Source organism: Streptomyces sp. NPDC002324, from assembly GCF_053593335.1.
Map to the genome: position 1 here is coordinate 44,822 of NZ_JBSFCF010000033.1, position 25,224 is coordinate 70,045.

The window sequence follows — 25,224 nt, forward strand, 5'->3', positions numbered from 1 at the left end:
GCGCGCTCAAGGGGACAGGCTACGAAGGGCCGCTACGGCTTCAGAACCGGCTCGCCCACGAACGTGCGCCACAGTGCCGCGTACCGGCCCTCGCGCGCCAGGAGTTCGTCGTGGGTGCCGTCCTCCGCGACCCGGCCGTGGTCCATGACGACGACGCGGTCGGCGCGGGCGGCCGTGGTGAGCCGGTGCGCCACGACGAGGGTCGTACGGCGGCCGGCGAGGCGGTCGGTGGCGTGGTTGACCTGGGCCTCGGTGGCCAGGTCGAGCGCGGCCGTCGCCTCGTCGAGGAGCAGGATGTCGGGGTTCACCAGCTCAGCGCGGGCCAGGGCGATCAGCTGCCGCTGCCCGGCGGAGAGGTTGCGGCCGCGCTCGGCCACCTCGTGGAGGTAGCCGCCGTCGAGCGTGGCGATCATGTCGTGGGCGCCGACCGCGCGGGACGCGGCCTCCACCTCGGCGTCGGTCGCGTCCGGGCGGCCGTAGGCGATGGCGTCCCGGATCGTGCCCTGGAAGAGGTACGCCTCCTGCGGGACGACGCCCAGGCGGTGCCGGTACGAGGTGAGGTCGAGGTCGCGCAGGTCGGTGCCGTCGACGGTGACCCGGCCGCCGGTGGGGTCGTAGAAGCGGGCGACGAGCTTGACGAGCGTCGACTTGCCGGCGCCGGTCTCGCCGACGAAGGCGACGGTCTGTCCGGCGGGGACGGTGAGAGCCACACCGCTCAGGGCCGCTTCCCCATCGGCGGAGCCGTAGGCGAAGTCCACGTCCTCGAAGGTGATCTCACCGCGCAGGGAGCCCACCTTCCGCGGCTCGGCGGCGGACTTCGTGGACGTCGGCTCCTGGAGGAGTTCCTGGATGCGGCCCAGGGAGACGGTGGCCTGCTGGTAGCCGTCGAACACCTGGGAGAGCTGCTGGACGGGGGCGAAGAACAGGTCGATGTAGAGGAGGTAGGCGACCAGGGCACCGGTCGTCAGAGTGCCCGCGTCGACGCGGTGGGCGCCGACGACCAGCACGGCCGCCGCGGCCGCCGAGGACAGGAACTGCACGAACGGGAAGTACAGGGAGATCAGCCACTGGCCGTGGACCCGGGCCCGGCGGTAGCTGTCGCTGCCGACCGCGAACCGCTCGCCGCCCGCGCGCTCGCCCCGGAACGCCTGCACGATCCGCAGCCCGGCCACCGACTCCTGGAGGTCCGCGTTGACCACGGAGACCCGCTCGCGGGCCAGCTCGTACGCCTTCACGCTCGCCCGGCGGAAGAAGAACGTGACGACGATCAGCGGCGGGAGCGTGGCGAAGACGACGAGGGCGAGCTCCACGTCGAGCACCAGCAGGGCGCCCATGATGCCGAAGAAGGTGACGACGGAGACGAAGGCCGTGACCAGGCCGGTCTGCAGGAAGGTCGACAGGGCGTCGACGTCCGTCGTCATCCGCGTCATGATCCGGCCGGTCAACTCCCGCTCGTAGTAGTCGAGTCCGAGGCGCTGGAGCTGGGCGAAGATCTTCAGACGGAGGGAGTACAGGACGCGCTCGCCGGTGCGGCCGGTCATCCGCGTCTCGCCGATCTGGGCCGCCCACTGGGCGAGCACCGCGACCAGGCCCAGCAGGGATGCGGCCCAGACCGCGCCGAGGGCCGCCTGTGAGACCCCGTCGTCGATGCCGTGCCGGATCAGCACGGGCAGCAGCAGGCCGGTGCCCGCGTCGACGGCGACGAGCGCCAGGCTGATCAGCAGGGGCAGGCCGAAGCCGCGCAGCAGCCGCCGCAGGCCGTACGACTCCTCCGGCGCGACCGCGCGGGCCTCGTCGACGCCTGGGGCGTCGGTCGCCGGGGGCAGCGCCTCGACCTGGGCGAGGAGTTCGGGGGTGGCGGGGGTGCCGTCGAAGGCGGTGTCACGGGGCTCCCGGTCGCCGGTCCACAGCCGGGGCGTGATGCCGCGCTCGGCGTCGAACTCGGCGTCCAGCTCGTCCCTTATCGAGTCGCGTACGGGGGTGTCGTCGGCCTTGGTGAGAGCGGCCGGGGGGAGGTGGCCGGGTGAGACGCCGCCGAGTTCGTCGGGGTCGGTGAGCAGCCTGCGGTAGAGGTCGGAGCGGCCCTCCAGCTCCTCATGGGTGCCGATGTCGGCGAGGCGGCCCTCGTTGAGGACGGCGATGCGGTCGGCGAGGTTCAGGGTGGAGCGGCGGTGGGCGATGAGGAGGGTGGTGCGGCCCTCCATGACATGGGTCAGCGCCTCGTGGATCTCGTGCTCCACCCGGGCGTCCACGGCGGAGGTCGCGTCGTCGAGGACGAGCAGGCGGGGGTCGGTGAGGATCGCGCGGGCGAGGGCGACGCGCTGGCGCTGGCCGCCGGAGAGGGTGAGGCCGTGCTCGCCGACCTTGGTGAGGTAACCGTCGGGCAGCTCGGCGATGAAACGGTCCGCCTGGGCGGCGCGGGCGGCGGCCTCGATCTGTTCGTCGGTCGCGTCGGGGCGGCCGTAGGCGATGTTGGCGCGGACCGTGTCGGAGAAGAGGAAGGAGTCCTCGGGGACCAGGCCGATCGCGGCACGCAGCGAGTCGAGGGTCAGCTCGCGGACGTCGTGGCCGCCGATGAGGACGGCGCCGCGGGCCACGTCGTAGAAGCGCGGGAGGAGGAGGGAGACGGTGGACTTGCCGGAGCCGGAGGAGCCGACGACGGCGAGGGTCTCGCCGGGGCGGATCTCGAAGCTGAGGCCGTCCAGGACGGGGCGCTCGGAGTCGTACCCGAAGGACACGTCGTCGAACTCGACGGTGGCGGGCGCGTCGGCGGGGAGGGTCTTGGTCCCGTCGGTGAGGGCCGGCTCGGTGTCGATCAGCTCCAGGACGCGCTCGGTGCCGGCGCGGGCCTGCTGGCCGACGGTGAGGACCATGGCGAGCATGCGGACGGGGCCGACGAGCTGGGCGAGGTACGTGGAGAACGCGACGAACGTGCCGAGCGTGATGTGCCCGCGCACGGCCAGCCAGCCGCCGAGCGCCAGCATCGCGACCTGGCCGAGCGCCGGGACGGCCTGGAGGGCGGGGGTGTACCGGGAGTTGAACCGGATGGTCCGCAGCCGCCCCGCGTAGAGCCGGCGGCCGACCTCCCGCAGTTTCCCGGTCTCCTGGTCCTCCTGCCCGAACCCCTTGACCACGCGGACGCCGCTGACGGCGCCGTCGACCACGCCCGCGACGGCCGCGGCCTGGGCCTGGGCGTACCAGGTGGCGGGGTGCAGCTTGGCGCGGCTGCGCCGGGCGATCCACCACAGCGCGGGGGCGACGGCGACCGCGATCAGGGTCAGCGGCAGGGACAGCCACGCCATGATCACGAGGGAGATCAGGAACAGCAGGATGTTGCCGATGGTCATCGGCAGCATGAAGAGCAGGCCCTGGATCAGCTGGAGGTCGCTGGTGGCGCGGCCGACGACCTGCCCGGTGGACAGCTCGTCCTGCCGCCGTCCGTCGAGGCCCGTGATCGTCCCGTACATCTCGGTGCGCAGGTCGTGCTGGACGTCGAGCGCGAGCCGGCCGCCGTAGTAGCGGCGGATGTAGGTGAAGACGTACACCAGGAGGGCGGCACCGATCAGGGCCCCGGCCCAGGGGGCCATCTCCCGGGTCCGGTCCCCGATCACGTCATCGATGATCACCTTGGTGATCAGGGGGACCAGGGCCATCACGGCCATACCGCCGAGGGACGACCCCAGGGCGAGGATCACGTCCCTGGGGTACCGCCAGGCGTATCCGGCGAGTCTGCGCGCCCAACCTCGGTCGCCCCCCTGTTGCGCTACCACGCCGGTGCCCTCCGTTCGTCCTGGTCTCCGCACGAGACCAACACGCGGGGCAGCGGATTTCATCCCGCCGCAACAATTCGGGGGCGGCGCTCAGCCCACGAGCACCCGCAGGGAGTAGAAGCGGGTCGTCTGTACGGCGTTCTGGTTGTCGTCGCTGACCAGCAGCACGTCCAGCCGTCCCGGTCCGTGCCCGTCGTGTGCCTCGTGCCGCCACTGCCCGGTGACGGCCATCCCCTCGATGTTGTCGAGCAGCGGGTTCGGCTGGGGCTGCTTGGCGGTGGCGCCGAGGGAGGGGCAGTGCGCGAGGTCGGCGAGGAGGGTCTTGCCGACGAGCCGTACGCCGTCGCCGTCCCGGCCGGTGAGGACGTCCACGCCGCCGGTGTCGGTCGCTCGGCGCGGGTCGGCGGCGTAGAGGCGGACCGTGTTGCCGACCCCGGCGGTGAAGCCCCGCTCCAGCACCAGCAGCCGCCCGTCCGGCAGGCCCGCCACCTCGACGACGCCGAGTCCGGTGTCGGCGCGGTAGCCGTACTGGGCGGCGAGCCGGAAGTCCCCCGCCCGGCCGTGCCGCCGCCAGGTCTGCAGGCGGACGACCCCGGCGGCGTCCCCGGCGAGGGCGCCCTCCATCGAGGCGAGCAGGGTGCGCCCGCCGGGCAGGAGGGTGAGCCCCTCGAAGGTCTGGTTGGCGACGGCCCGCCCGGCCGGGGCGACCCGCAGCGCGGCGGGCACGGGCAGGGTGCCGAGGAGCCGCCCGGCCCGGTCGTACCGGCGGACGGACGGCTCGGTCTCGGAGGTGACGAGCCGGGTGCCGTCACGGTCGACGGCCAGTGCCTCGGAGTCGAGCGCGGCGCCGGCCTCCGAGGCGAGCGGGACCACGCTCCTCGGCCGCAGGGTGCGGCGGTCGAGGGCGAAGAGGGAGGACCGGTCGGAGACGGCGAGGAGCGAGCCGTCGTGGTCGACGGCGAGGCCGGAGAGGTTCCCGACGAAGGTGCCGTCGTAGGTCGTCTTGTCGAGGGCGTCGGAGTACGCCGCGATCGACACGGACGGCGAACAGGCGTGGCTCGGCGGCGGGCCGGCGTGGACGGGCCCGGCGTGGACGGGCCCGGCGGCGGCCAGGGTGGTGGCCGCCGTCAGGCCCGCGGTCAGGGTCGCGACGAGGCTTCTGAGAGGCATGGCGTCACGGTAGGACGACGCCGGTGATCCGCGGATGGCCTCGCCGTGAACGTCCGGATGCCACTCGCCGCGGTCTACTCGTTCTCGGGCACCGGCACGGTCGCCTCCTGGGGCCGGTCGGTGGGCACGTAGCGCTGCACGCTCGGCGCACCGGAGGCGCTCTTGGCGACGGGCACGAGATCCTTGTGGATGACCTTGGCGACACCCTGGATGGTGTTGACGCCGTACTGCATGTCCGGGTTGCCGTGGGTCAGGACGGTGATCGTGTAGTCCCGCCCGCCGCCGGTGAACGTGCCGACGCTGTGCACCCGCCAGCCGTGCGTGGCGCGGGACAGCCACCCGTTCTTGACGTGCACCTTCACGGTGGAGGGGGCCCCGGCGGGGGTGCCCCAGCGCTGCGAGGCGACGACCTGGTTCATGAGCTTCAGGGTGTAGGCGCGGGCGTTGTCGCTCAGCACGGTGTTCTTCGCGGTGAGCAGGGCGAGCAGCCGCTGCTCGTCCCGGACGGTGATCTGGGTGAGGCCCCAGTAGTTGTCCGCGCCCGGCTTGGTCTGGGTCATCTTGGCGGCGGTGAGGAACGCCTTGATCTTCTTCATGCCGAGCTGCTTCCACAGGGTGCTGGTGGAGGCGTTGTCCGACTTGGTGATCATGGCGGTGGCGAGCTTGGTCTCACGGTCGGTGAGATACCTGTTCGTCTTCTTCGCGTCGTACAGCAGCGCGGCGAGCACGGTCACCTTCACGACGCTGGCCGAGTCGAAGGCGGTGTCGCCGCGCAGCGTGCAGGTGGTGCCGGTGGTCCGTTCGGACAGCCCGACGGCCACCGTCCCCTTCCGCTTCCCCAGCGCGGCGGTGATGTCCTTCTGCAGCTTCTCGGCCAGCCCGGCCTGCTTCGACGTACAACTGACCTGCGGTGCCGGCGCCGCCGCGGCGGCCGGCGCGAACGCCACCGCCGCCGACGACACGACCATCCCGACGCCGATCCCCGCAGCTACCGCACGCGCACTTCTGGACGTACGCGACACCCGGGATACCCCCGATATCCGGTGAGTCATCTACTTTTTTCCCATCCCCTTGAGCGACTGGAACCCGCCACGGGCGGATTCACCTCAGTCGACTCGCGAGAGTACGCGATGGTTGTACATGTGTTCGCCTGATCGGGGATCGGTACGGGCTCGCTGCCGGAGCGGCTTCTCGCAGCCCGGACACCGGGCCCCGATCCACGGAGAAGTTCGCGCACCTGCTTCCCCGCGGGCGACCGGTGGCGGAATCCAGTCGCCCGGTCGCCGCCGGACCATAGGCTCGACGTCATGACGACCACCCTGGAGACGATCCACGACGTGCCCGTGCTGATGTGCGGCCCCGAGGGCGAGACGATCGCCCGCGAGAGCGACGCCCTGGATCTCATCGGCAACGCCGGGTACCAGGGCGCCACCTGGGTCGTCGTCCCCGTCGAGCGGTTCGACGAGGCGTTCTTCCGGCTGCGCACGCGCGTCGCCGGCGACATCGTCCAGAAGTTCGTCCAGTACGGCGTCCGCCTCGCGGTGATCGGCGACATCTCCCCCTACACGGAGGCCAGTTCGTCGCTGCGGGACTTCGTCCGGGAGTGCAACCGCAATCGTCAGACGTGGTTCCTGGCCGACATCGACGAGCTGCGGGAGCGCCTGCGGGGCTGAGGGCCGCGCAGCGGACCGGCCGCGCCGGGTGCGCCGCGCCGAGGGTCTCGGCGCGGCGCCCGGTGATCCGGACAAACCCCCGAACCGCGTCTCACACCAGCTCGGGCTGCCGCTCCGCCGGCCGTTCCGGCAGCGCCGTCGACGCGGGCTTCCCGTCCCATCGCCGTTCGTTCCGTACGTAGCCGTAGCCGACCGAGGCCATCATCAGCAGGATCAGCGGTCCGTACGCCCACGGGTGCCGGGCCATCTCCAGCGGCAGATGGCGATAGGCCAGCAGAAGCGCGACGAACACCGTCGCGCCGTAGGCGACCAGCCGTGTTCCCGACCGGTCCCAGCCGCGGTCGACCGTGCGCAGAGCCGCCTCGATGGTGAGCGTGAACACGACTCCGGCGATGAGGTCCACGCCGTAGTGGTAGCCGAATCCCAGCGTCGCGGTGAGCGTGGCGATCAGCCAGAACGTACCCGCGTACCGGAGAAGGCGCGGGCCGCCGCGGGAGTGGATGAAGATCGCCGTGGCCCACGCCGTGTGGAGACTGGGCATGCAGTTGCGTGGGGTGATCTCGTCGTACGGCATGGAGTGCGGGACCCCGACCGGCGGCGGAATGTCGGGCCACAGGTCGGCGAGCGCCCAGTGCCCGCCGCCGGTGCCGAACGCGCCGGAGCCGTAGGCGAAGACCGGTCCGACCACCGGGAAGATCATGTAGATGCCCGGCCCGAGGAGACCGATCACCAGGAACGTGCGCACCAGGTGGTGGCGCGGGAAGCGGCGCTCGGCGGCCACGTGGCGCAACTGGTAGAGCGCGACGCCGACCGCGGCCACGGCGAGCTGGATGTAGACCCAGTCGAGCAGATGGGTGCCGACCGGGCCGGTGGCCCTGACCATCCGGCCCACCAGCCACGAGGGGTTGCCCAGCGCGTGGTCGGCGGTCGCCAGATACGGGTCGAGCACCGTCGGGCGGGTCTTGGACGTGATCAGCAGCCAGGCGTCCCCGGTCTTGCGGCCGGCCACCAGCAGCAGGCCCAGCCCGACACCCTTCAGCAGCAGGGCCCGTTCACGGCCGGTGCGGCGGGTGACGGCGATGACCGCGCAGCCCAGCAGCACCCACAGCGCGCCGTTGCCGAACATCATCTTGGCGTCGAGAGCCCACCGCACCAGGAAGAAGACGACGTCGATCCCGATCGCGACACCGAGGGCGATGAACCGTTGCCGCCAGGTGAGCACCACCATCGTCAACGCCATGCTGGCGTACAGCAACGGCCCCGACTTGGGGGCGAATATCACCTCTCGCGCCTGGTTGGTGATCGGACCCGGCAGTCCGTAGCCACGAGAGACGATCTCCAGCGCGAGAATGAATCCGACGGTCGCGACACTCGCCGCGGCCCACAGAATCACCCTCGGCCGACGCCACTCGACGGACGCGAACGCGCTTCGTATACGCGGGAACACCCGCGAGACCATGGATATCAATTATCCGGCCGTCGTCTCGGTCGGGTGCGACGGGCCGGGTCTCTTCGTGGTGCGCAGCATGACTTTCCGGTGGAGGGCGTGGGCGGACGTAAGCGGTTCACGACGGGTGGGACCGCGCGAGGGATCTGGTACCAGCGGGGTCACCCCTGGGAAGACCGACGAGCACCCCTTGGGGTTGCTCGCACGACCGGATACGCGGGCGCCGCGTCCGGCTCGCGACGCGGAGTCCGTCCACACGTCGTCCACTGTTCCGTCCCCCATCTCTCCCCTGAGCGCCATCGCCTCCCCACCAGCATCGTGGACAGCTCCGAGAAGGCATAGGGCGCCCCCCACACTCCGGCGGACCGACCGGCGAGCCGGCCGGCGGCTCGAACAGTCGGCCGACCCGCCTCGCACGTGCCCGGCACGCCTGATTTCGCACGTCGATTGAGGCCTCCCTTGCGTCGGGGCACACGAGCGGGGCGTGGGACCCGAGGGTTGCCCCGTTGGCCAGAACGTCACCAAATCGCCTTCCCTTCGTAACACATGGACTGACCCGTCCATGCCAATCTCTCGATTGCCCACACAGTCAACCCGCGTAGAACGAGGCTCCCCGAAGCAACTCCTCGTGCTGCGCGGCCCTCTGGGAAGGGACACCCCTCATGCCCGCTGCGCGGATACGCAGTTGGAAGTCGGTCGCTCTCACGACGTCGGCCGTGCTCGTCGGTATCGTCCTCCCGGCCGCCACGGCCTCCCCCGCCTCGGCGACGACCACCGCCTACGACGCGACGTACTACAAGAACGCGGTCGGCAAGACCGGTACGGCGCTGAAGTCCTCCCTGCACACGATCATCAGCGCCAACGTCTCGAAGATCTCGTACGCCGCGGTCTGGGACGCGCTGAAGGTCACCGACCAGGACCCGAACAACAGCAGCAACGTGCTCCTGCTGTACAGCGGTGTCTCCCGCAGCAAGTCCCTCAACGGCGGTGACGTCGGCGACTGGAACCGCGAGCACACCTGGGCCAAGTCGCACGGCGACTTCGGCGAGGCCATCGGGCCGGGCACCGACCTGCACCACCTGCGCGCCTGTGACGTCCAGGTCAACAGCACCCGCGGCAACCTCGACTTCGACAACGGCGGCAGCGCCGTCACCAACGGCGGCGGCAGCACCGTCGACTCCGACTCCTTCGCGCCGCGCGCCGCGGACCGGGGTGACGTGGCCCGCATCATCCTCTACATGGCCGTGCGCTACGAGGGCGACGACAGCTGGCCCAACCTGGAGCCGAACGAGAAGGTGGGCAACGGCTCCAACCCGTACATGGGCAAGCTCTCCGTCCTGAAGGCCTGGAACGAGGCGGACCCGCCGAGCGCCTTCGAGGAGCGCCGCAACCAGGTCATCTACGACACCTACCAGCACAACCGCAACCCGTTCATCGACCACCCGGAGTGGGTCGAGGCGATCTGGTAGCCGCCCGCCGAGCCCGGTGGACCCCCGGCCCCGTACACCCCCACGTACGGGCCGGGGGTCTTCCGTTCCACAGCCCACATACGGGCCGGGGGTCGTCCGTTCCACACCCCACGTACGGGCCGGGGCCTTCCGTTCCACAGCCGCGCGGGTGCCTCTCTGCTTTCGCGCGTGCATTCACAGGCGACCGCCAGGCACACCACAGTGCGCGCCCATGGCGTCGCCGCAGGGTGCGGTGGTGACCTCTGCCACCGATCCATATCCCCACACCGGCGACGGCACCGAGCCGGTCCCGACCCCGCCGACTCCGACTCCGGCCTCCGAGCCGCCACCGCCCGCCACGTCCGTACGACCGCCCGAGGCCGCGCCACGCTGGTCGCTGCCCGCCCTCATCGCCATCATGGTCCTCGCGGCGGTCCTGTACTCCTGGAACCTGTCCTCCTCCGGCCTGAACAGCTTCTACAGCGCGGCCGTGCTGAGCGGCACCCAGAGCTGGAAGGCGTGGTTCTTCGGCTCGCTGGACGCGGGCAATTTCCTCACCGTCGACAAGCCGCCGTTCGTGCTGATGGTGATGGGCCTGTCCTGCCGGGTGTTCGGCTTCGGGACGTGGCAGATGATGGCCCCGCTGATCGCCTCGGCCCTCGGCACCCTCTGGATCCTGCACTCCTCGGTGAAGCGGGTCTGGGGCCACGGGGCGGCGGCCGTCGCCGCGCTGGTGCTGGCCCTCACCCCGATCACGGTCGCCATCAACCGTGACAACAACCCCGACACCCTGCTCGTCTTCCTGATGGTCGCGGGCGCGGCCCTGGCGCTGCGGGCCGTGCGCGACGGCCGGCTGCCGCCGCTGCTCGGCTCGGCCGTCTGCTTCGGCCTCGCCTTCAACACCAAGATGCTGCAGGGCTACATCGCCCTGCCCGCCGTCTTCGCCGTCTATCTGTACGCGGCCGACACCGGCCTCTTGAAGCGGATCGCCAACCTGGCGCTCGCGGGGGTGGCGCTGGCCGTCTCCAGCTTCTGGTGGGCGGCGGCCGTCTCCCTCGTCCCCGCCGACGAGCGGCCGTACATCGGCGGCTCCACCGACGGCACCGCCTGGAACCTGATCATGGGCTACAACGGCCTCGGCCGGATCCTCGGCGGCGAGGGCAACGGCGGAGGCGGGGGCGGGGGAGGCGGCGGCTTCTCCGGCACCGCGGGCCTCGGCCGGATGTTCAACGACACACTCGGCGGCCAGATCTCCTGGCTGCTCCCCTTCTCGGCCGTCGCGCTCATCGGCGGCCTGGTGCTGTGCGGCCGCGCCCCGCGTACGGACCCCACGCGCGCCGCGCTGGTGATGTGGGGCGGCTGGACCGCCCTGCACCACCTCACCTTCAGCCTCGCCGAGGGCACGATGCACCCCTACTACACGACCGCGCTCGCCCCCGGCATCGCGGCCCTCTGCGGGGGCGGCGGCCTGATGCTGCTGCGCGCCTTCCGCGCGGACAGGCGGTGGCTGTGGGTGCTGCCGGCCGCTTTCGCGGTGACGGGCGTGTGGGCGGTCGTGCTGCTGCGCCGGGCGACGGACTGGAACACCTGGCTGTGGCCGGCCGTCGCGGTGGTCATGGCCGTCGCGGTCGTGGGCCTGACCGTGTTCCGCTCCGGCGGCTCCGGCACCCGTGTACGGCTGCTGGCCGCCTCCCTCACCGCGGCGGTCGTCGCCTCGGTCGCGGGCCCGGCCGCGTACGCCGCCACCGAACTGTCCGCCACGGGCGGCGGCATGGGCGGCACCAACCCGACCGCCGGGCCCACGACGGGGAACGGCATGGGCGGATTCGGCGGCGGGGGCGACCGCGCGGGCGGCGGCGGTCCTGGTGGCGGCGGATTCCCGGGCGGGCAGAACGGACAGGCGAACGGGCAGCAGCCCGGCGGCAGTCGGACGGGTACGCCCCCGGGTGGCGGAACCGGCACGGGTGCGCCTCCGAGCGGCGCACCCGACGGCACGCAGCAGGGTGGCACGCAACAGGGCGGGCAGACAGGCGGTCAGGCGGCCCCGCAGGGCGGCACGAGCGGCGGCCCCGGCGGAGGCACGGGCGGCGGCATGGGCGGTGGCGGCATGGGCGGAGGCGTCGGCGGCGAGCTGATCACCTACCTGAAGAAGAACCAGGACGGCGCCAAGTGGCTGCTCGCGGTGGCGAGTTCGCAGAGCGCGGCCCAGCTCGTCCTCAGCAGCGGTGAGCCCGTCATCTCCATGTGGGGCTGGTCCGGCAGCGACCGTGCCATGACCCTCGCCAGGCTCAAGGAACTCGTCGAGGCCGGTGAACTCCACTACATCCAGCTCGGCGGCGGCATGGGCGGGCGCGGCGGCGACTCCGGCCTCAGCTCCGAGGTGACCGCGTGGGTGCGGGAGAACGGCACGGCGGTGGACGCGAGCGAGTACGGCGGAAGTGCGACGTCGGACTCGACCGCCTCGTCCGCCGAGAACAGCGAGTCGGCGAGCGTCTACCGCCTGGACCCGTCGGACGTGAAGTAGCTCCGGGGCACCACCCCTGCCCACTCCTGCTGTCCCACGAGAGCCCCTGGACAACGTCACGTCCGGGGGCTCTCCCTCGGTTACCGACCCATGACATTCGCACATACAACCGATGAAGGCCCGGTCGAGTCGGACTACACGGACGCGGCACTTCCGCCACGCCGGATCCACCGACTCGAAAGGCACGTGCATGTCACGAGCAGGAGCACGACGCAGCACCCGCGCGGCACGACTGAGCGCCCCCATGGCCGCGGTGGTGCTGCTGGCCGGAGGCCTGACGGCCCTGTCGCTCGGCCCGGCCTCGGCGGCGCCCGCGAAGGTGGGCGTGGCGGACGACTTCAACGGCGACGGCTACGGCGACCTGGTCGTCGGCGCCCCGAACGCCAAGGTGTCCGGGAAGGCCAAGGCGGGCTATGTGACCGTCCTGTACGGCTCGAAGAGCGGGGCCTCGGCGGCGAAGAAGAAGCTGATCAGCCGCTCGACGAGCGGTGTGCCGGGTGCCGCCGCCGCGAACCAGCGCTTCGGCTCGACGTTCACCAAGGGCGACCTCGACCGGGACGGCTACGGCGACCTGGTGATCTCCGGCGGCACGGCGGGCTCGGTGATCGTCTGGGGGTCGGCCTCCGGGCTGACCGGCGGTACGAGCATCGCCAAGTACGGGGCGGCCCCGCAGGCGGGCGACTTCGACGGCGACGGCAAGACCGACCTCGCCCTCTTCTCCGTCCAGGACATCAGCGGCGACGACCCCGAGGGCGCCCCGGCGGCCCTGTGGAAGGGGCCGATCTCCCGCGCGGCCAAGCCCAAGGCCGTACTCCCGCTCCTCGACAAGTCCCTGTGGTGGGGCTGGTACGAGGACGACGCCTCCTGCGCCACCGGCCACGGCTGCGAGAACGGCCCGTCCTCCATCACCGGCCCGGTCGTCTCCGGCCAGGTCGGGGACGTCAACGGCGACGGCCGCGACGACCTGGTGCAGTGGTACTACACGGGTGACGGCACCTGGGGCAACCGGCTGCTCCTGGGCGGCGCCTCTGGCTTCAAGCGCGGCTTCGCGCCCGGGGACGACGCGAGCCGCCCCGCGGCCGGCACGGGCCTGGGCGACGTGAACGGCGACGGTTACGACGACATCGTCGTGGGCGCCGACGGCTGGACCGACCAGGTCCGCGTGGCCTACGGCTCCGCCACCGGCACCTCCGAGTCCAACGTCCAGACCTTCGACCAGAACCTGCCCGGCTTCCCCGGCGCGCAGGAGGAGGGCGACCTCGTCGGCTCGGCGGTCTCGGTCGCGGACGTCACCGGTGACGGCTACGCCGACCTCGCCCTCGGTATCGCTTACGAGGACGTCGGCGACATCACCAACACCGGCGCGGTCGCCTTGGTCCCCGGCAGCGCCGCCGGTGTCACCGGCGCCGGCACGCAGGTGTTCCACCAGAACACCGCCGGGGTCCCCGGCGCCGCCGAGGCGGAGGACAAGTTCGGGACCACCACGGCCCTGGTGGACCTCAACGGCAACGGCCACCCCGACCTCGCGGTGGGCGCCCCCGCCGAGAACAGCGACAACGGGGCCGTCTGGGTCCTCCCCGGCACCACGACCGGCCTGACCACCACGTCGGCGCTCGCGTTCGGCCCCGGCGACGTGTCCGCCCCGGCGACCGACGCGATGTTCGGCGCGTTCCTGCGCTGACCGGATCCGGTCCGGCGTGACGGCCGCGCGCGGTCACGCCGGACGGGTGAGGTGCCGGTGCCGGTGAGGTGCCGGGGCGGTGCGGGGGCCGGGGCGGTGCGGGGGCCGGGGCCGGTGGCGGGGCGGTGCGGGGGCCTGGCCGCCCGCGTGCGCCCCTGTCCCCCGACCCGGTCAGACGTGCGTCGGCGCGAACATCCGCAGCACCGTCGGCAGCACCACCACCGAAGGCCCCGGCGCGGCGAGGGACTTGGCCAGGTCGTCCGCGAGGGACTCGGGGGTCGTCCGCACGCCCGGGACGCCGAAGGACTCCGCCAGGGCCACGAAGTCCGGGCGGGACAGCTCCGTGCCGGTCGGCTCGCCGTAGGCGTCGGTCATGTACTCGCGCAGGATGCCGTAGCCGCCGTCGTCGACGATCAGCCAGGTGACGTTCAGGTCGTACTGGCGGGCGGTGGCCAGCTCGGCGATCGAGTAGAGCGCGCCGCCGTCGCCGGAGACGGCCAGCACCGGGCGGGTCGGGTCGGCCGCCGCCGCGCCGAGGGCGGCCGGGAAGGCGTAGCCGAGACCGCCCGAACCCTGGGCGGAGTGCATGGTGTTGGGGCCCTTGGGGTCGAACGCCGACCACGCCCAGTAGGACAGGATCGTCATGTCCCAGAAGGAGGGCGCGCGGGCCGGGAGGGCTCGGCGGATCGACGCCAACAAGTCCTGTTCCAGGGTGAGTTCCTGGGCGTCGATGCGTGCGCGGACCCGGTCGAGGACGTCCCGCACGCGGTCCGGCGCGGAGTCGTCCGCGCGCGGCCCCTCGATCGTCTCCAGCAGGGCTGTCAGCGCCAGGCGCGCGTCCGCGTGGATGCCGAGCGCCGGGTGGTTGGACTCCAGCTTCCCGAGGTCCGCCTCGATCTGGATCACCCGGCCGCGGGGCCTGAACGTGTGGTAGTTCGAGGACAGTTCGCCGAGCCCCGAGCCGACCACCAGCAGTACGTCCGCGTCCTCCAGGAAGTCGGTCGTGTGCCGGTCCTCCAGCCAGGACCCCAGCGACAGCGGATGCGTCCACGGGAACGCGCCCTTCCCCCCGTACGTCGTCACGACCGGCGCCGACAGCCGCTCCGCCAGCTGCCGCAGCTTGCCGGACGCGTCCGCCCGGACGACCCCGCCGCCCGCGATGACCGCCGGGCGGGCGGCGGTGGACAGCAAGTGGGCGGCCAGGGCCGTCAGTTCGGGGCGCGGCGGCAGTTCCTCGGGGAACGCGTCGCCGCCCGTCACCACCGGGATCAGGGTCTCGGCCAGCAGGACGTCCTGCGGGATCTCCACCCACACCGGGCCGTGCGGGGCGGTCAGCGCGGACTGCCAGGCGGCGGCGATCGCGGAGGGGATCTGGGACTGCGTACGGACCGTGTGGACGGACTTCACCACGCCCCTGAACGAGGCGGCCTGGTCGGGGAGTTCGTGGAGGTAGCCGTGGCGGCCCCCGCCGAGGCCCGCCGTGGGGATCTGGCTGCTGATCGCCAGCACCGGCGCCGAGGCGGCCGCCGCCTCCTGGAGCGCGGCGAGCGAGGTCAGCGCGCCCGGGCCGGTCGAGAGGAACAGCGGTGCCGCCTCCCCGGTGATCCGGCCGTACGCGTCCGCCGCGAACCCGGCGTTGTTCTCCACGCGGAGCCCGATGTACCGCAGGCCGGAGCGGCGCAGCGCGTCGAACAGGGGCAGCGCGTGCTGGCCGGGGAGCCCGAAGACCGTCGTCGCGCCGAGCCCGGCCAGTGTCTCCACGACCAGGTCTCCGCCGTGGCGGCCGGCGGGAGGGTTCAGCGCGGCCTCCGTCTGGGCGGCCGTCGGGCGGAGTACCAGGTCGTGGTCGTGGGTCACTTGCCCTCGTTCTCCTTGCGGGCCTCGGCGATCTGGCGGGACATGATCGTGGTGAGTTCGTACGCCGTGTGCGAGGCGGCCACCGCGGTGATCTCGGCGTGATCGTACGCGGGCGCGACCTCGACGACGTCGGCGGAGACCAGGTGGCAGGAGGCGAGGCCGCGCAGGATCTCCAGCAGCTCACGGGAGGTCATGCCGCCGGCCTCCGGTGTGCCCGTGCCCGGTGCGTGGGCCGGGTCGAGGCAGTCGATGTCGATGGAGATGTAGAGCGGCCGGTCGCCGATCCGCTGCCGCAGCTGGTCGGCGATCTCGTCGACGCCGCGCCGCATCACGTCCGCCGAGGTGACGATCCCGAAGCCCATCTTCGCGTCGTCGGTGAGGTCCTGCTTGCCGTACAGCGGGCCGCGCGTGCCCACGTGCGAGAGGGCCTCGGTGTCGAGGATGCCCTCCTCCACCGCCCGCCGGAACGGGGTGCCGTGGGTGTACTCGGCGCCGAAGTACGTGTCCCAGGTGTCGAGGTGCGCGTCGAAGTGGAGCAGGGCGACCGGGCCGTGCTTCTTGGCGACCGACCGCAGCAGCGGCAGCGCGATGGTGTGGTCGCCGCCGAGGGTCATCAGGCGGGCCCCCGTCCCGAGCAGCTCGTCCGCCGCCGCCTCGACCGTCTCCACCGCCTCGTTGATGTCGAACGGGTTGACGGCGATGTCCCCGGCGTCCGCGACCTGGGCGAGGGCGAAGGGCGAGGCGTCCTGGGCCGGGTTGTAGGGGCGCAGCAGCCTTGACGCCTCACGGATCGCGTTGCCGCCGAAGCGGGCGCCCGGCCGGTAGGAGACTCCCGAGTCGAACGGCACACCCACGACGGCGACGTCCGTTCGGCCGACCTCGTCGAGGCGCGGCAGCCGGGCGTAGGTCGCGGGTCCGGCGTAGCGCGGGATGCGCGAGGAGTCGACGGGGCCTCGGGGCGAGTCCGCGGTGCCTCGGGGTGTCTCGTTGCTGCTCATGGGAACTGCCTACTTCCTGCATATGCTTCATCGCGTATGCATTGATATGCACAAACATGCACTGATACGTACTGCCGGACGCGACTCTACTGGTGGACGGGGCCCGCTCGGACACGGGTTCGGGCGCCCGTCCACCGCGGTACGGCCCGCCAACGCCCGACCCGGCGCGCCGTGTTGCCGAACGCCGGACCCGACGACCCGGCCACCGGTCCGCCGGAGAGTGACGCAGGTCGCAGCGGGCGGGACGCCCGCGACTCCCGCAGTCGTCTGCCTCACAATGGAGCCATGCCGATATCCGGGACCCCCAGCCGCGCCGAGCTAGTCGAACACCTTGTACGGACGCGTATCGCGGGCGACGTCGCCACGCCGCGCGAGAACAACCTCTCCCACTACCGCGAACTGGCCAACGGCAACCGCCACTACTGGCTCGGCCTGGAGCTGGGGGACCGCTGGAGCGACGAGCAGGACGTGCTGGCCGTGATGGCGGAGCGCGTCGGCGTGAACGACGACCCGGGGTACCGCTACGGCCAGGACACCATCGACCCGGACCTGACCGTCGACGCGCTGGAGCGCATGGCGGCCCGGCTGCGCAAGGCGGCGGAGGGCGGGCAGCGCGTGCTGTTCGCCACCGGCCACCCCGGCGGGCTGCTCCAGGTGCACCACGAGACCGCGCGGGCGCTGCGCGCCGCCGGCTGCGAGATCGTCGTCATCCCGGACGGCCTGCAGACGGAGGAGGGGTACGTCATGCAGTTCGCGGACGTGGCCGTCCTCGAACACGGCGCCACGCTCTGGCACACCCACTCCCCCGAGCCGATGCGGGCCATCCTCCGGGGCCTGGAGGGCGCCGGCCGCCCGCTGCCCGACCTGGTCGTCGCCGACCACGGCTGGGCGGGCTGCGCGGGCCAGCTCGGCGTCGACTCCGTCGGCTACGCGGACTCCAACGACCCCGCCCTCTTCCTCGGCGAGTCCGAGGGCACCCTCCAGGCCGTGGTCCCGCTCGACGACCACGTGGTCAGCCCGCGCCACTACGACCCGATGTCGGCGTACCTGCTCCAGCAGGCGGGGCTCAGCGAGGCGTAGCCCCCGGCGCCTCGGGCCGTTCCCTCGGTACGCGTACGACGCCCTCCTGGATCACGGAGATCGCGAGCCGTCCGTCCTGCGTGTAGATCCGGCCCTGGCCGAGGCCCCGGCCGGCCGACGCCGACGGTGACTCCTGGTCGTACAGGAGCCATTCGTCGGCGCGGAAGGGCCGGTGGAACCACATGGCGTGGTCGAGCGAGGCGCCGACGACGTCGCCGACGGCCCAGCCGCCGCGCCCGTGCGCGAGCAGGATGGAGTCCAGGAGCGTCATGTCGGAGACGTAGGTGGCGAGGACGACGTGCAGGAGGGGGTCGTCGTCGAGCTTGCCGTTGGCGCGGAACCAGACCTGGGAACGCGGTTCACGGGGCTCGCCGTAGCGGCCGTAGGGCGGGTCGTCGACGTAGCGCAGGTCGACGGCGGCCCGCGCCTCCAGCATCTTCTCCACGACGGCCGGGTCGAGGTCGTACGCGGGGAGCCGCTGCTCGGCGGTGGGCAGGGACTCCGGGTCGGGCGCGGCCGGCATCGGGGCCTGGTGGTCGAGGCCGTCCTCGTACCGCTGGAAGGACGCGGAGAGGGCGAAGATCGGCTGCCCGTGCTGGACGGCGACGACGCGGCGCGCGGTGAATGAGCGGCCGTCGTTCATGCGCTCCACGGTGTACACGATGGGCGCGCCGGCGTCTCCGATGCGCAGGAAGTACGCGTGGAGGGAGTGCGGGAGCCGGTCGGCGGGGACCGTCCGTCCGGCGGCGACGAGCGCCTGGGCCGCGACCTGCCCGCCGAAGACCCTCGGGACGATGGCGGGCCGGGACCGGCCGCGGAAGATGTTCTCCTCGATCTGCTCGAGGTCGAGCAGATCGAGGAGAGACTGCAGTGGTACCTGACTCATGGGGTCAGTTGTACAGAGCCTGGTTTTCCGGGGCCTTACAGACCCATGTCCTTGGCGATGATCGTCTTCATGATCTCGCTGGTGCCGCCGTAGATACGGTTGACGCGGTTGTCCGCGTACAGGCGGGCGATCGGGTACTCGTTCATGAAGCCGTAGCCGCCGTGCAGCTGGAGGCAGCGGTCGATGACGCGGTGGGCGACCTCGGTGCAGAACAGCTTGGCGCTGGCGGCCTCGGCGGGCGTCAGCTCACCGGCGTCGAGGGCCTCCGTGGCGCGGTCGGCGACGGCCTCGGCCGCGTCCACCTCGGCCTGGCAGGCGGCCAGCTCGAACTTGGTGTTCTGGAAGTGCGCGACGGGCTTGCCGAAGACGGTGCGCTCCTGCACGTACTGCTTGGCGAACCGGACGGCGGCCTTGGCCTGCGCGTAGGCGCCGTAGGCGATGCCCCAGCGCTCGGAGGCGAGGTTGTGGCCGAGGTAGGAGAAGCCCTTGTTCTCCTCGCCGAGGAGGTTCTCGACGGGCACCTTGACGTCGACGAACGCCAGCTCGGCGGTGTCGGAGGTCTTCAGGCCGAGCTTGTCCAGCTTGCGGCCGATCGAGTAGCCCTCGGACTTGGTGTCCACCACGAGGAGGGATATGCCGTGGCGGCGGTCCTCGGCGCTGGGCGCGGCGGTCCGGGCGCAGACGATCATCTGGTCGGCGTGGACGCCGCCGGTGATGAAGGTCTTGGAGCCGTTGAGGACGTAGTGCGTGCCGTCCTCGCTCAGCTTGGCGGTGGTCTTCATGCCCGCGAGGTCGGAGCCGGTGCCCGGCTCGGTCATCGCGATCGCCCACATCTCCTCGCCGGAGACGAATTTCGGGAGGTAGCGCTTCTTCTGCTCGTCGGTGGCGAGCAGCTTGACGTACGGCAGGCCGAGCAGCACGTGCACGCCGGAGCCGCCGAAGGTGATGCCCGCGCGGGCGGTCTCCTCGTACAGGATGGCCTCGAACTTGTACGAGTCGATGCCGGCGCCGCCGTACTCCTCGTCCACGCGGATGCCGAAGACGCCCAGGTCGGCGAGCTTGTAGTAGAACTCGCGCGGCGCCTGCCCGGCGGCCAGCCACTCGTCGTACTCGGGCACTACCTCGGCCTCGATGAAGGCACGCAGGGTCTCCCGGAACGCCTCGTGATCCTCGTTGAACACCGTACGACGCACCGCCGCCACCTCCACCTGAGTACCTTCGGATGTGCTCAAGCGCCCACCGCCTCGCACGGCTAAGCGCTTGCTCAGATCAAAAGGTACCGGCGGGTAGGGACACGCGTCCAGATGGTCGCCCCCGTAACGCTCGTCACGCTTTTGCCGGACCGCGGGGACCACCACCCCCCGCTCAGCCGGACGCCGCCGCCCCGAACGCCCCCCGGGCCATCCGGTGCAGCAGTTCCGCCATGGCCGCGCGGCCCGGCAGCGACCCCGCCCGGCCCAGGTGCGGGGTGGAGTTCAGCAGCCCGAACACCGAGTGGACGGCGGACCGCGCGGCCGGTTCCGCCAGGGCGGGGTACACCTCCCGCAGCACCCCGACCCACAGTTCGACGTACTGCCGCTGCAGCTGCCGTACGAGCTTGCGGTCGCTGTCGCGCAGGCGGTCCAGCTCGCGGTCGTGCAGGGTGATCAGGGGACGGTCGTCGAGGGCGAAGTCGATGTGCCCCTCGATGAGCGAGTCCAGGACCTCCGCCCCGGGCACCCCGTCGGCCTCGGCCACCCTCCGCTTCGCCCCGGTCAACAACTGCCCGCTGATCCCCACCAGCAGCTCCGCGAGCATCGCGTCCTTGCCCGCGAAGTGCCGGTACAGACCCGGCCCGCTGATGCCGACGGCCGCCCCTATCTCGTCGACGCCGACACCGTGGAAACCACGCTCGGCGAAGAGGCGGGCGGCTTCCTTGAGGATCTGCTCGCGACGGGTGGGCGCGTCGGTTCTCGTGGCCATGGAGCCAATTCTAGACAGGGAGGTTAGCGGTCGTTAACCTGAGGGAGACGCGTTAACGCTCATTAACAGGAATCCACTGGGTGAGGGGACCGCACGATGGACCAGGCACCGGAGCTGACGACCGCGGCAGATCCCGCGGCCGAGGCGTATCGGGCCAACGAGGCCGCGCACCGCGCGCTGGGCGAGGAGCTGCGGGCCAAGCTGGCCGCGGCACGGCTCGGCGGCGGCGAGAAGGCCCGCGCCCGGCACACCGCGCGCGGCAAGCTGCTGCCGCGCGACCGGGTGGACACCCTCCTCGACCCCGGCTCGCCCTTCCTGGAGCTGGCGCCGCTGGCCGCCGACGGGCTGTACGACGGCCAGGCGCCGGCCGCGGGTGTCATCGCGGGCATCGGCCGGGTCTCCGGCCGCGAGTGCGTCGTCGTCGCCAACGACGCCACCGTCAAGGGCGGCACGTACTACCCGATGACGGTGAAGAAGCACCTGCGGGCCCAGGAGGTGGCCCTGGAGAACCGACTGCCCTGCCTCTACCTGGTGGACTCCGGCGGCGCCTTCCTGCCCATGCAGGACGAGGTCTTCCCCGACCGCGAGCACTTCGGCCGCATCTTCTACAACCAGGCGCGGATGTCGGGCGCGGGCATCCCGCAGATCGCCGCCGTCCTCGGCTCCTGCACGGCGGGCGGCGCGTACGTCCCGGCCATGAGCGACGAGGCCGTCATCGTCCGGGGCCAGGGGACGATCTTCCTCGGCGGTCCCCCGCTGGTGAAGGCCGCCACCGGCGAGGTCGTCACCGCCGAGGAGCTGGGCGGCGGCGAGGTCCACTCCCGGATCTCCGGCGTCACCGACCACCTCGCCGAGAGCGACGCCCACGCCCTGCGCATCGTGCGGACCATCGTCTCCACCCTCCCCGCCCGGGGCCCGCTGCCCTGGTCGGTCGAGCCGGCCGTCGAACCCAAGGTCGACCCGTACACGCTGTACGGCGCGGTGCCGGTGGACTCCCGCACTCCGTACGACGTGCGTGAGGTGATCGCGCGCGTGGTCGACGGTTCGCGGTTCGCCGAGTTCAAGGCGGAGTTCGGGCAGACCCTCGTCACCGGCTTCGCCCGGATCCACGGGCACCCGGTCGGGATCGTCGCCAACAACGGCATCCTCTTCTCCGAGTCCGCCCAGAAGGGCGCCCACTTCATCGAGCTGTGCGACCAGCGCGGCATCCCGCTCGTCTTCCTGCAGAACATCTCGGGCTTCATGGTCGGCCGGGACTACGAGGCGGGTGGCATCGCCAAGCACGGCGCGAAGATGGTGACGGCCGTGGCCTGCACCCGCGTCCCCAAGCTGACGGTCGTGATCGGCGGCTCCTACGGCGCGGGCAACTACTCGATGTGCGGCCGGGCGTACTCACCGCGCTTCCTGTGGATGTGGCCGGGCGCCAAGATCTCGGTGATGGGCGGCGAACAGGCCGCGTCCGTCCTCGCGACCGTGAAACGGGACCAACTGGAAGCGCGCGGTGACTCCTGGTCCGCCGAGGACGAGGAGACCTTCAAGGACCCGATCCGCGGCCAGTACGAGCGCCAGGGCAGCGCCTACTACGCCACCGCCCGCCTCTGGGACGACGGCGTGATCGACCCGCTGGAGACCCGTCAGGTCCTCGGCCTCGCCCTGACCGCCTGTGCCAACGCGCCGCTGGGTGAACCCCAGTTCGGCGTCTTCCGGATGTAAGGGGGATCTGAAGGTGAGCATGTTCGACACGGTCCTCGTGGCCAACCGGGGCGAGATCGCCGTCCGCGTCATCCGCACCCTGCGCGCCCTCGGCGTCCGCTCGGTCGCGGTCTTCTCCGACGCGGACGCCGACGCCCGGCACGTACGGGAGGCCGACACGGCGGTACGGATCGGTCCGGCGCCTTCGTCGGAGAGCTATCTGTCGGTGGAGCGGCTGCTGGAGGCCGCCGCCCGCACCGGCGCCCAGGCCGTCCACCCCGGGTACGGCTTCCTCGCGGAGAACGCCGCCTTCGCGCGGGCGTGCGCGGCGGCCGGCCTGGTCTTCATCGGCCCGCCCGCCGACGCCATCTCCCTGATGGGCGACAAGATCCGCGCCAAGGAGACGGTCCGGGCGGCCGGGGTGCCGGTCGTGCCCGGTTCGAGCGGCAGCGGCCTGACCGACGCCCAACTCGCCGAAGCCGCCCGGGAGATCGGCATGCCGGTCCTGCTGAAGCCCAGCGCGGGCGGCGGCGGCAAGGGCATGCGGCTGGTGCGAGAGGCCGGGCTGCTGGCCGAGGAGATCGCCGCCGCCCGCCGCGAGGCCCGCGCCTCCTTCGGCGACGACACCCTCCTGGTGGAGCGGTGGATCGACCGCCCCCGGCACATCGAGATCCAGGTCCTCGCCGACGGCCACGGCGGTGTCGTCCACCTCGGGGAGCGCGAGTGCTCCCTCCAGCGCCGTCACCAGAAGATCATCGAGGAGGCGCCCAGCGTCCTGCTCGACGAGGCCACCCGTGCCGCGATGGGCGAGGCGGCCGTGCAGGCGGCCCGCTCCTGCGGCTACTCCGGCGCGGGCACGGTCGAGTTCATCGTCCCCGGCGGCGATCCCTCCTCGTACTACTTCATGGAGATGAACACCCGCCTCCAGGTCGAGCACCCCGTGACCGAGCTGGTCACGGGCGTGGACCTGGTGGAGTGGCAGCTGCGGGTCGCGGCGGGCGAGCGGCTGGCCTTCGGGCAGGAGGACGTCACGCTCACCGGGCACGCGGTCGAGGCCCGGGTCTGCGCCGAGGACCCGTCCCGGGGCTTCCTCCCCTCCGGCGGCACGATCCTGCGGCTGCGCGAGCCGCAGGGCGCCGGTGTGCGCACCGACTCCGGTCTCACCGAGGGCACGGAGGTCGGCTCGCTGTACGACCCGATGCTCTCCAAGGTCATCGCCTACGGCCCCGACCGGCCCACGGCCCTGCGCAGGCTCCGCGCGGCGCTCGCGGAGACGGTCACCCTGGGCGTGCAGACGAACGCGGGCTTCCTGCGGCGGCTGCTGGCCCATCCGGCGGTGGTGGTGGGCGAGCTGGACACCGGGCTGGTGGAGCGCGAGGTCGAGCAACTGGTCCCGCGCGAGGTGCCGGTCGAGGTCCACGCGGCGGCGGCCCTGCTGCGCCAGGCGGCGCTGGCCCCGGCCCGCGGCGACGGCACCGGCTGGACCGATCCGTTCGACACGGCGGTCGGCTGGCGGCTGGGCGGCGAACCGGCCTGGACGGCCCACCACCTGCGGCTGCCGGGCCACGACCCGGTGACCGTACGGGTGCGCGGCACGGCGGACGGCGGGACGGAGGTACTGCCGGACGGGGCCGAGGCGCCTCTGCGGGGGTCCGGGAGCATGTCCCGGTCCGGCGGGGACACGGGCCGGTTCACGTTCCTGCTCGACGGCCTCACCCACACCTTCCACCACGCGGGCGAGTGGCTGGGCCGCGACGGAGACGCCTGGCAGGTGTCCGCCCACGACCCGGTGGCCATGTCGCTGAACCGGTCCGCCCACGCGGGCGCCGACTCGCTCACCGCACCCATGCCCGGCACCGTCACCGTCGTGAAGGTGGCCGTGGGCGACGAGGTGACCGCCGGTCAGAGCCTGCTGGTGGTGGAGGCGATGAAGATGGAGCACGTCGTCTCCGCGCCGCACGCCGGGACGGTCGCCGAGCTGGACGTGACGCCGGGCGCGACCGTCGCCATGGACCAGGTGCTGGCCGTGATCGCACCGCACGAGGAGCAGGAGCAGCACGGGGAGCACGAGGAGGTGGCGCGGTGACCCTGCCCATGACGGTCCCCGAAACCGGTCTGCCGGCCCGGGTCCGCATCCACGAGGTCGGCGCCCGTGACGGCCTGCAGAACGAGAAGTCGACCGTGCCCACCGAGGTCAAGGCGGAGTTCGTCCGCCGCCTGGCCGACGCGGGGCTGACGACCATCGAGGCCACCAGTTTCGTCCACCCCCGGTGGGTGCCCCAACTGGCCGACGCGGAGCAGCTGTTCCCGCAGGTCGCGGACCTGGCTGTGGACCTCCCGGTCCTCGTCCCGAACGAGCGGGGCCTCGACCGCGCCCTCGCGCTCGGCGCCCGCCGGGTCGCCGTCTTCGCCAGCGCCACCGAGTCCTTCGCCAAGGCCAACCTCAACCGCACGGTCGACGAGGCGCTGGCGATGTTCGAACCGGTCGTCGGCCGGGCGAAGGCCGAGGGCGTCCACGTCCGCGGCTACCTGTCGATGTGCTTCGGCGACCCCTGGGAGGGCACCGTCCCGATCCCGCAGGTCACCAGGGTCTGTCACGCCCTGCTCGACATGGGCTGCGACGAACTCAGCCTCGGCGACACGATCGGGGTGGCGACGCCGGGGCACGTGGGGGCGCTGCTGAGCGAACTCGACGTCCCCGTGGAGAAGCTGGGCGTGCACTTCCACGACACCTACGGCCAGGCGCTCGCCAACACCTACGCGGCGCTGCGGCACGGCGTCGCCACCGTGGACGCCTCCGCGGGCGGCCTGGGCGGCTGCCCGTACGCGAAGTCCGCCACCGGCAACCTCGCCACCGAAGACCTCGTCTGGATGCTGCGCGGCCTCGGCATCGACACGGGCGTCGACCTCGGCCGCCTCGTCGCCACGAGCGCGTGGATGGCCGGACACCTGGGCCGGCCCAGCCCGTCCCGCACCGTACGAGCCCTGTCCCACGAGGACGACGAGGGCACCGAGGACAGCAAGGAGCAGTGACGT

The 25,224-nt window shown here is 72.2% G+C and carries 17 protein-coding genes; 8 read left to right on the forward strand and 9 right to left on the reverse strand.

What is annotated here, in order from left to right; translation table 11 throughout:
- Positions 1-32: 32 nt before the first annotated feature.
- The 3 genes from ACWCRJ_RS33080 to ACWCRJ_RS33090 all read right to left on the reverse strand — a co-directional run bounded on the left by ACWCRJ_RS33080 (position 33) and on the right by ACWCRJ_RS33090 (position 5,908).
- Positions 33-3,770, reverse strand: coding sequence for an ABC transporter ATP-binding protein (locus ACWCRJ_RS33080; RefSeq protein WP_450942748.1), 3,738 nt, complete (start codon positions 3,768-3,770; stop codon positions 33-35).
- Between the two features lie 90 nt (positions 3,771-3,860).
- Complete coding sequence (locus ACWCRJ_RS33085) at positions 3,861-4,940, reverse strand: esterase-like activity of phytase family protein (RefSeq protein WP_450942749.1); 1,080 nt, start codon at positions 4,938-4,940, stop codon at positions 3,861-3,863.
- A gap of 74 nt (positions 4,941-5,014) precedes the next feature.
- The gene (locus ACWCRJ_RS33090; RefSeq protein ID WP_334659798.1) at positions 5,015-5,908 is read right to left on the reverse strand and encodes a serine hydrolase; all 894 of its coding nucleotides are present in this window, start codon (positions 5,906-5,908) and stop codon (positions 5,015-5,017) included.
- Between the two features lie 339 nt (positions 5,909-6,247).
- On the opposite strand from ACWCRJ_RS33090, the gene ACWCRJ_RS33095 reads away from it, so the two are divergent.
- Positions 6,248-6,613 (forward strand): DUF4180 domain-containing protein, encoded by a 366-nt coding sequence (locus ACWCRJ_RS33095; RefSeq protein ID WP_450942750.1) that lies wholly within the window; start codon positions 6,248-6,250, stop codon positions 6,611-6,613.
- Between the two features lie 91 nt (positions 6,614-6,704).
- Here ACWCRJ_RS33095 and ACWCRJ_RS33100 read toward each other — a convergent pair whose 3' ends face one another.
- Complete coding sequence (locus tag ACWCRJ_RS33100) at positions 6,705-8,072, reverse strand: phosphatase PAP2 family protein (RefSeq protein WP_450942751.1); 1,368 nt, start codon at positions 8,070-8,072, stop codon at positions 6,705-6,707.
- Between the two features lie 650 nt (positions 8,073-8,722).
- Between ACWCRJ_RS33100 and ACWCRJ_RS33105 the strand changes: the two genes are divergently transcribed.
- The 3 genes from ACWCRJ_RS33105 to ACWCRJ_RS33115 all read left to right on the forward strand — a co-directional run bounded on the left by ACWCRJ_RS33105 (position 8,723) and on the right by ACWCRJ_RS33115 (position 13,713).
- Positions 8,723-9,529, forward strand: coding sequence for an endonuclease I family protein (locus ACWCRJ_RS33105; protein ID WP_450942752.1), 807 nt, complete (start codon positions 8,723-8,725; stop codon positions 9,527-9,529).
- A gap of 235 nt (positions 9,530-9,764) precedes the next feature.
- Positions 9,765-12,032, forward strand: a complete 2,268-nt coding sequence (locus ACWCRJ_RS33110) for an ArnT family glycosyltransferase (protein WP_450942792.1) — start codon at positions 9,765-9,767, stop codon at positions 12,030-12,032.
- Between the two features lie 190 nt (positions 12,033-12,222).
- Positions 12,223-13,713 (forward strand): FG-GAP-like repeat-containing protein, encoded by a 1,491-nt coding sequence (locus ACWCRJ_RS33115; RefSeq protein ID WP_450942753.1) that lies wholly within the window; start codon positions 12,223-12,225, stop codon positions 13,711-13,713.
- 171 nt (positions 13,714-13,884) lie between these two features.
- Here the strand turns inward: ACWCRJ_RS33115 and ACWCRJ_RS33120 are convergent, their stop codons facing one another.
- On the reverse strand, positions 13,885-15,570 hold the full coding sequence (locus ACWCRJ_RS33120) for a thiamine pyrophosphate-binding protein (RefSeq protein ID WP_450942754.1): 1,686 nt from the start codon (positions 15,568-15,570) through the stop codon (positions 13,885-13,887).
- Entirely contained in the window at positions 15,567-16,568 is a 1,002-nt protein-coding gene (speB, locus tag ACWCRJ_RS33125) for an agmatinase (RefSeq protein WP_450942755.1), read from the reverse strand. Before speB ends, ACWCRJ_RS33120 begins: the two co-directional genes overlap by 4 nt.
- 285 nt (positions 16,569-16,853) lie before the next feature.
- Here speB and ACWCRJ_RS33130 point away from each other — a divergent pair, with 285 nt between their 5' ends.
- Positions 16,854-17,648 carry a phosphatase gene (locus ACWCRJ_RS33130; RefSeq protein WP_046913325.1) on the forward strand — a complete coding sequence of 265 codons (795 nt, stop codon included), beginning with the start codon at positions 16,854-16,856 and terminating at the stop codon, positions 17,646-17,648.
- Here the strand turns inward: ACWCRJ_RS33130 and ACWCRJ_RS33135 are convergent.
- From ACWCRJ_RS33135 to ACWCRJ_RS33145, 3 genes are all read right to left on the reverse strand, one after another.
- The gene (locus tag ACWCRJ_RS33135; protein WP_450942756.1) at positions 17,635-18,534 is read right to left on the reverse strand and encodes an acyl-CoA thioesterase; all 900 of its coding nucleotides are present in this window, start codon (positions 18,532-18,534) and stop codon (positions 17,635-17,637) included. The genes ACWCRJ_RS33130 and ACWCRJ_RS33135 overlap by 14 nt on opposite strands.
- 35 nt (positions 18,535-18,569) lie before the next feature.
- Positions 18,570-19,727 (reverse strand): acyl-CoA dehydrogenase family protein, encoded by a 1,158-nt coding sequence (locus tag ACWCRJ_RS33140; protein WP_046913336.1) that lies wholly within the window; start codon positions 19,725-19,727, stop codon positions 18,570-18,572.
- A gap of 172 nt (positions 19,728-19,899) precedes the next feature.
- Entirely contained in the window at positions 19,900-20,496 is a 597-nt protein-coding gene (locus ACWCRJ_RS33145) for an SACE_7040 family transcriptional regulator (RefSeq protein ID WP_450942757.1), read from the reverse strand.
- 96 nt (positions 20,497-20,592) lie between these two features.
- Between ACWCRJ_RS33145 and ACWCRJ_RS33150 the strand changes: the two genes are divergently transcribed.
- The 3 genes from ACWCRJ_RS33150 to ACWCRJ_RS33160 are packed head-to-tail and all read left to right on the forward strand — an operon-like array spanning position 20,593 to position 25,221.
- Positions 20,593-22,209, forward strand: a complete 1,617-nt coding sequence (locus ACWCRJ_RS33150) for a carboxyl transferase domain-containing protein (RefSeq protein WP_450942758.1) — start codon at positions 20,593-20,595, stop codon at positions 22,207-22,209.
- Positions 22,210-22,228: 19 nt separating this feature from the next.
- Entirely contained in the window at positions 22,229-24,274 is a 2,046-nt protein-coding gene (locus ACWCRJ_RS33155) for an acetyl/propionyl/methylcrotonyl-CoA carboxylase subunit alpha (protein WP_450942793.1), read from the forward strand.
- Entirely contained in the window at positions 24,271-25,221 is a 951-nt protein-coding gene (locus tag ACWCRJ_RS33160; protein WP_450942759.1) for a hydroxymethylglutaryl-CoA lyase, read from the forward strand. Before ACWCRJ_RS33155 ends, ACWCRJ_RS33160 begins: the two co-directional genes overlap by 4 nt.
- The last annotated feature ends 3 nt before the right edge of the window (positions 25,222-25,224 follow it).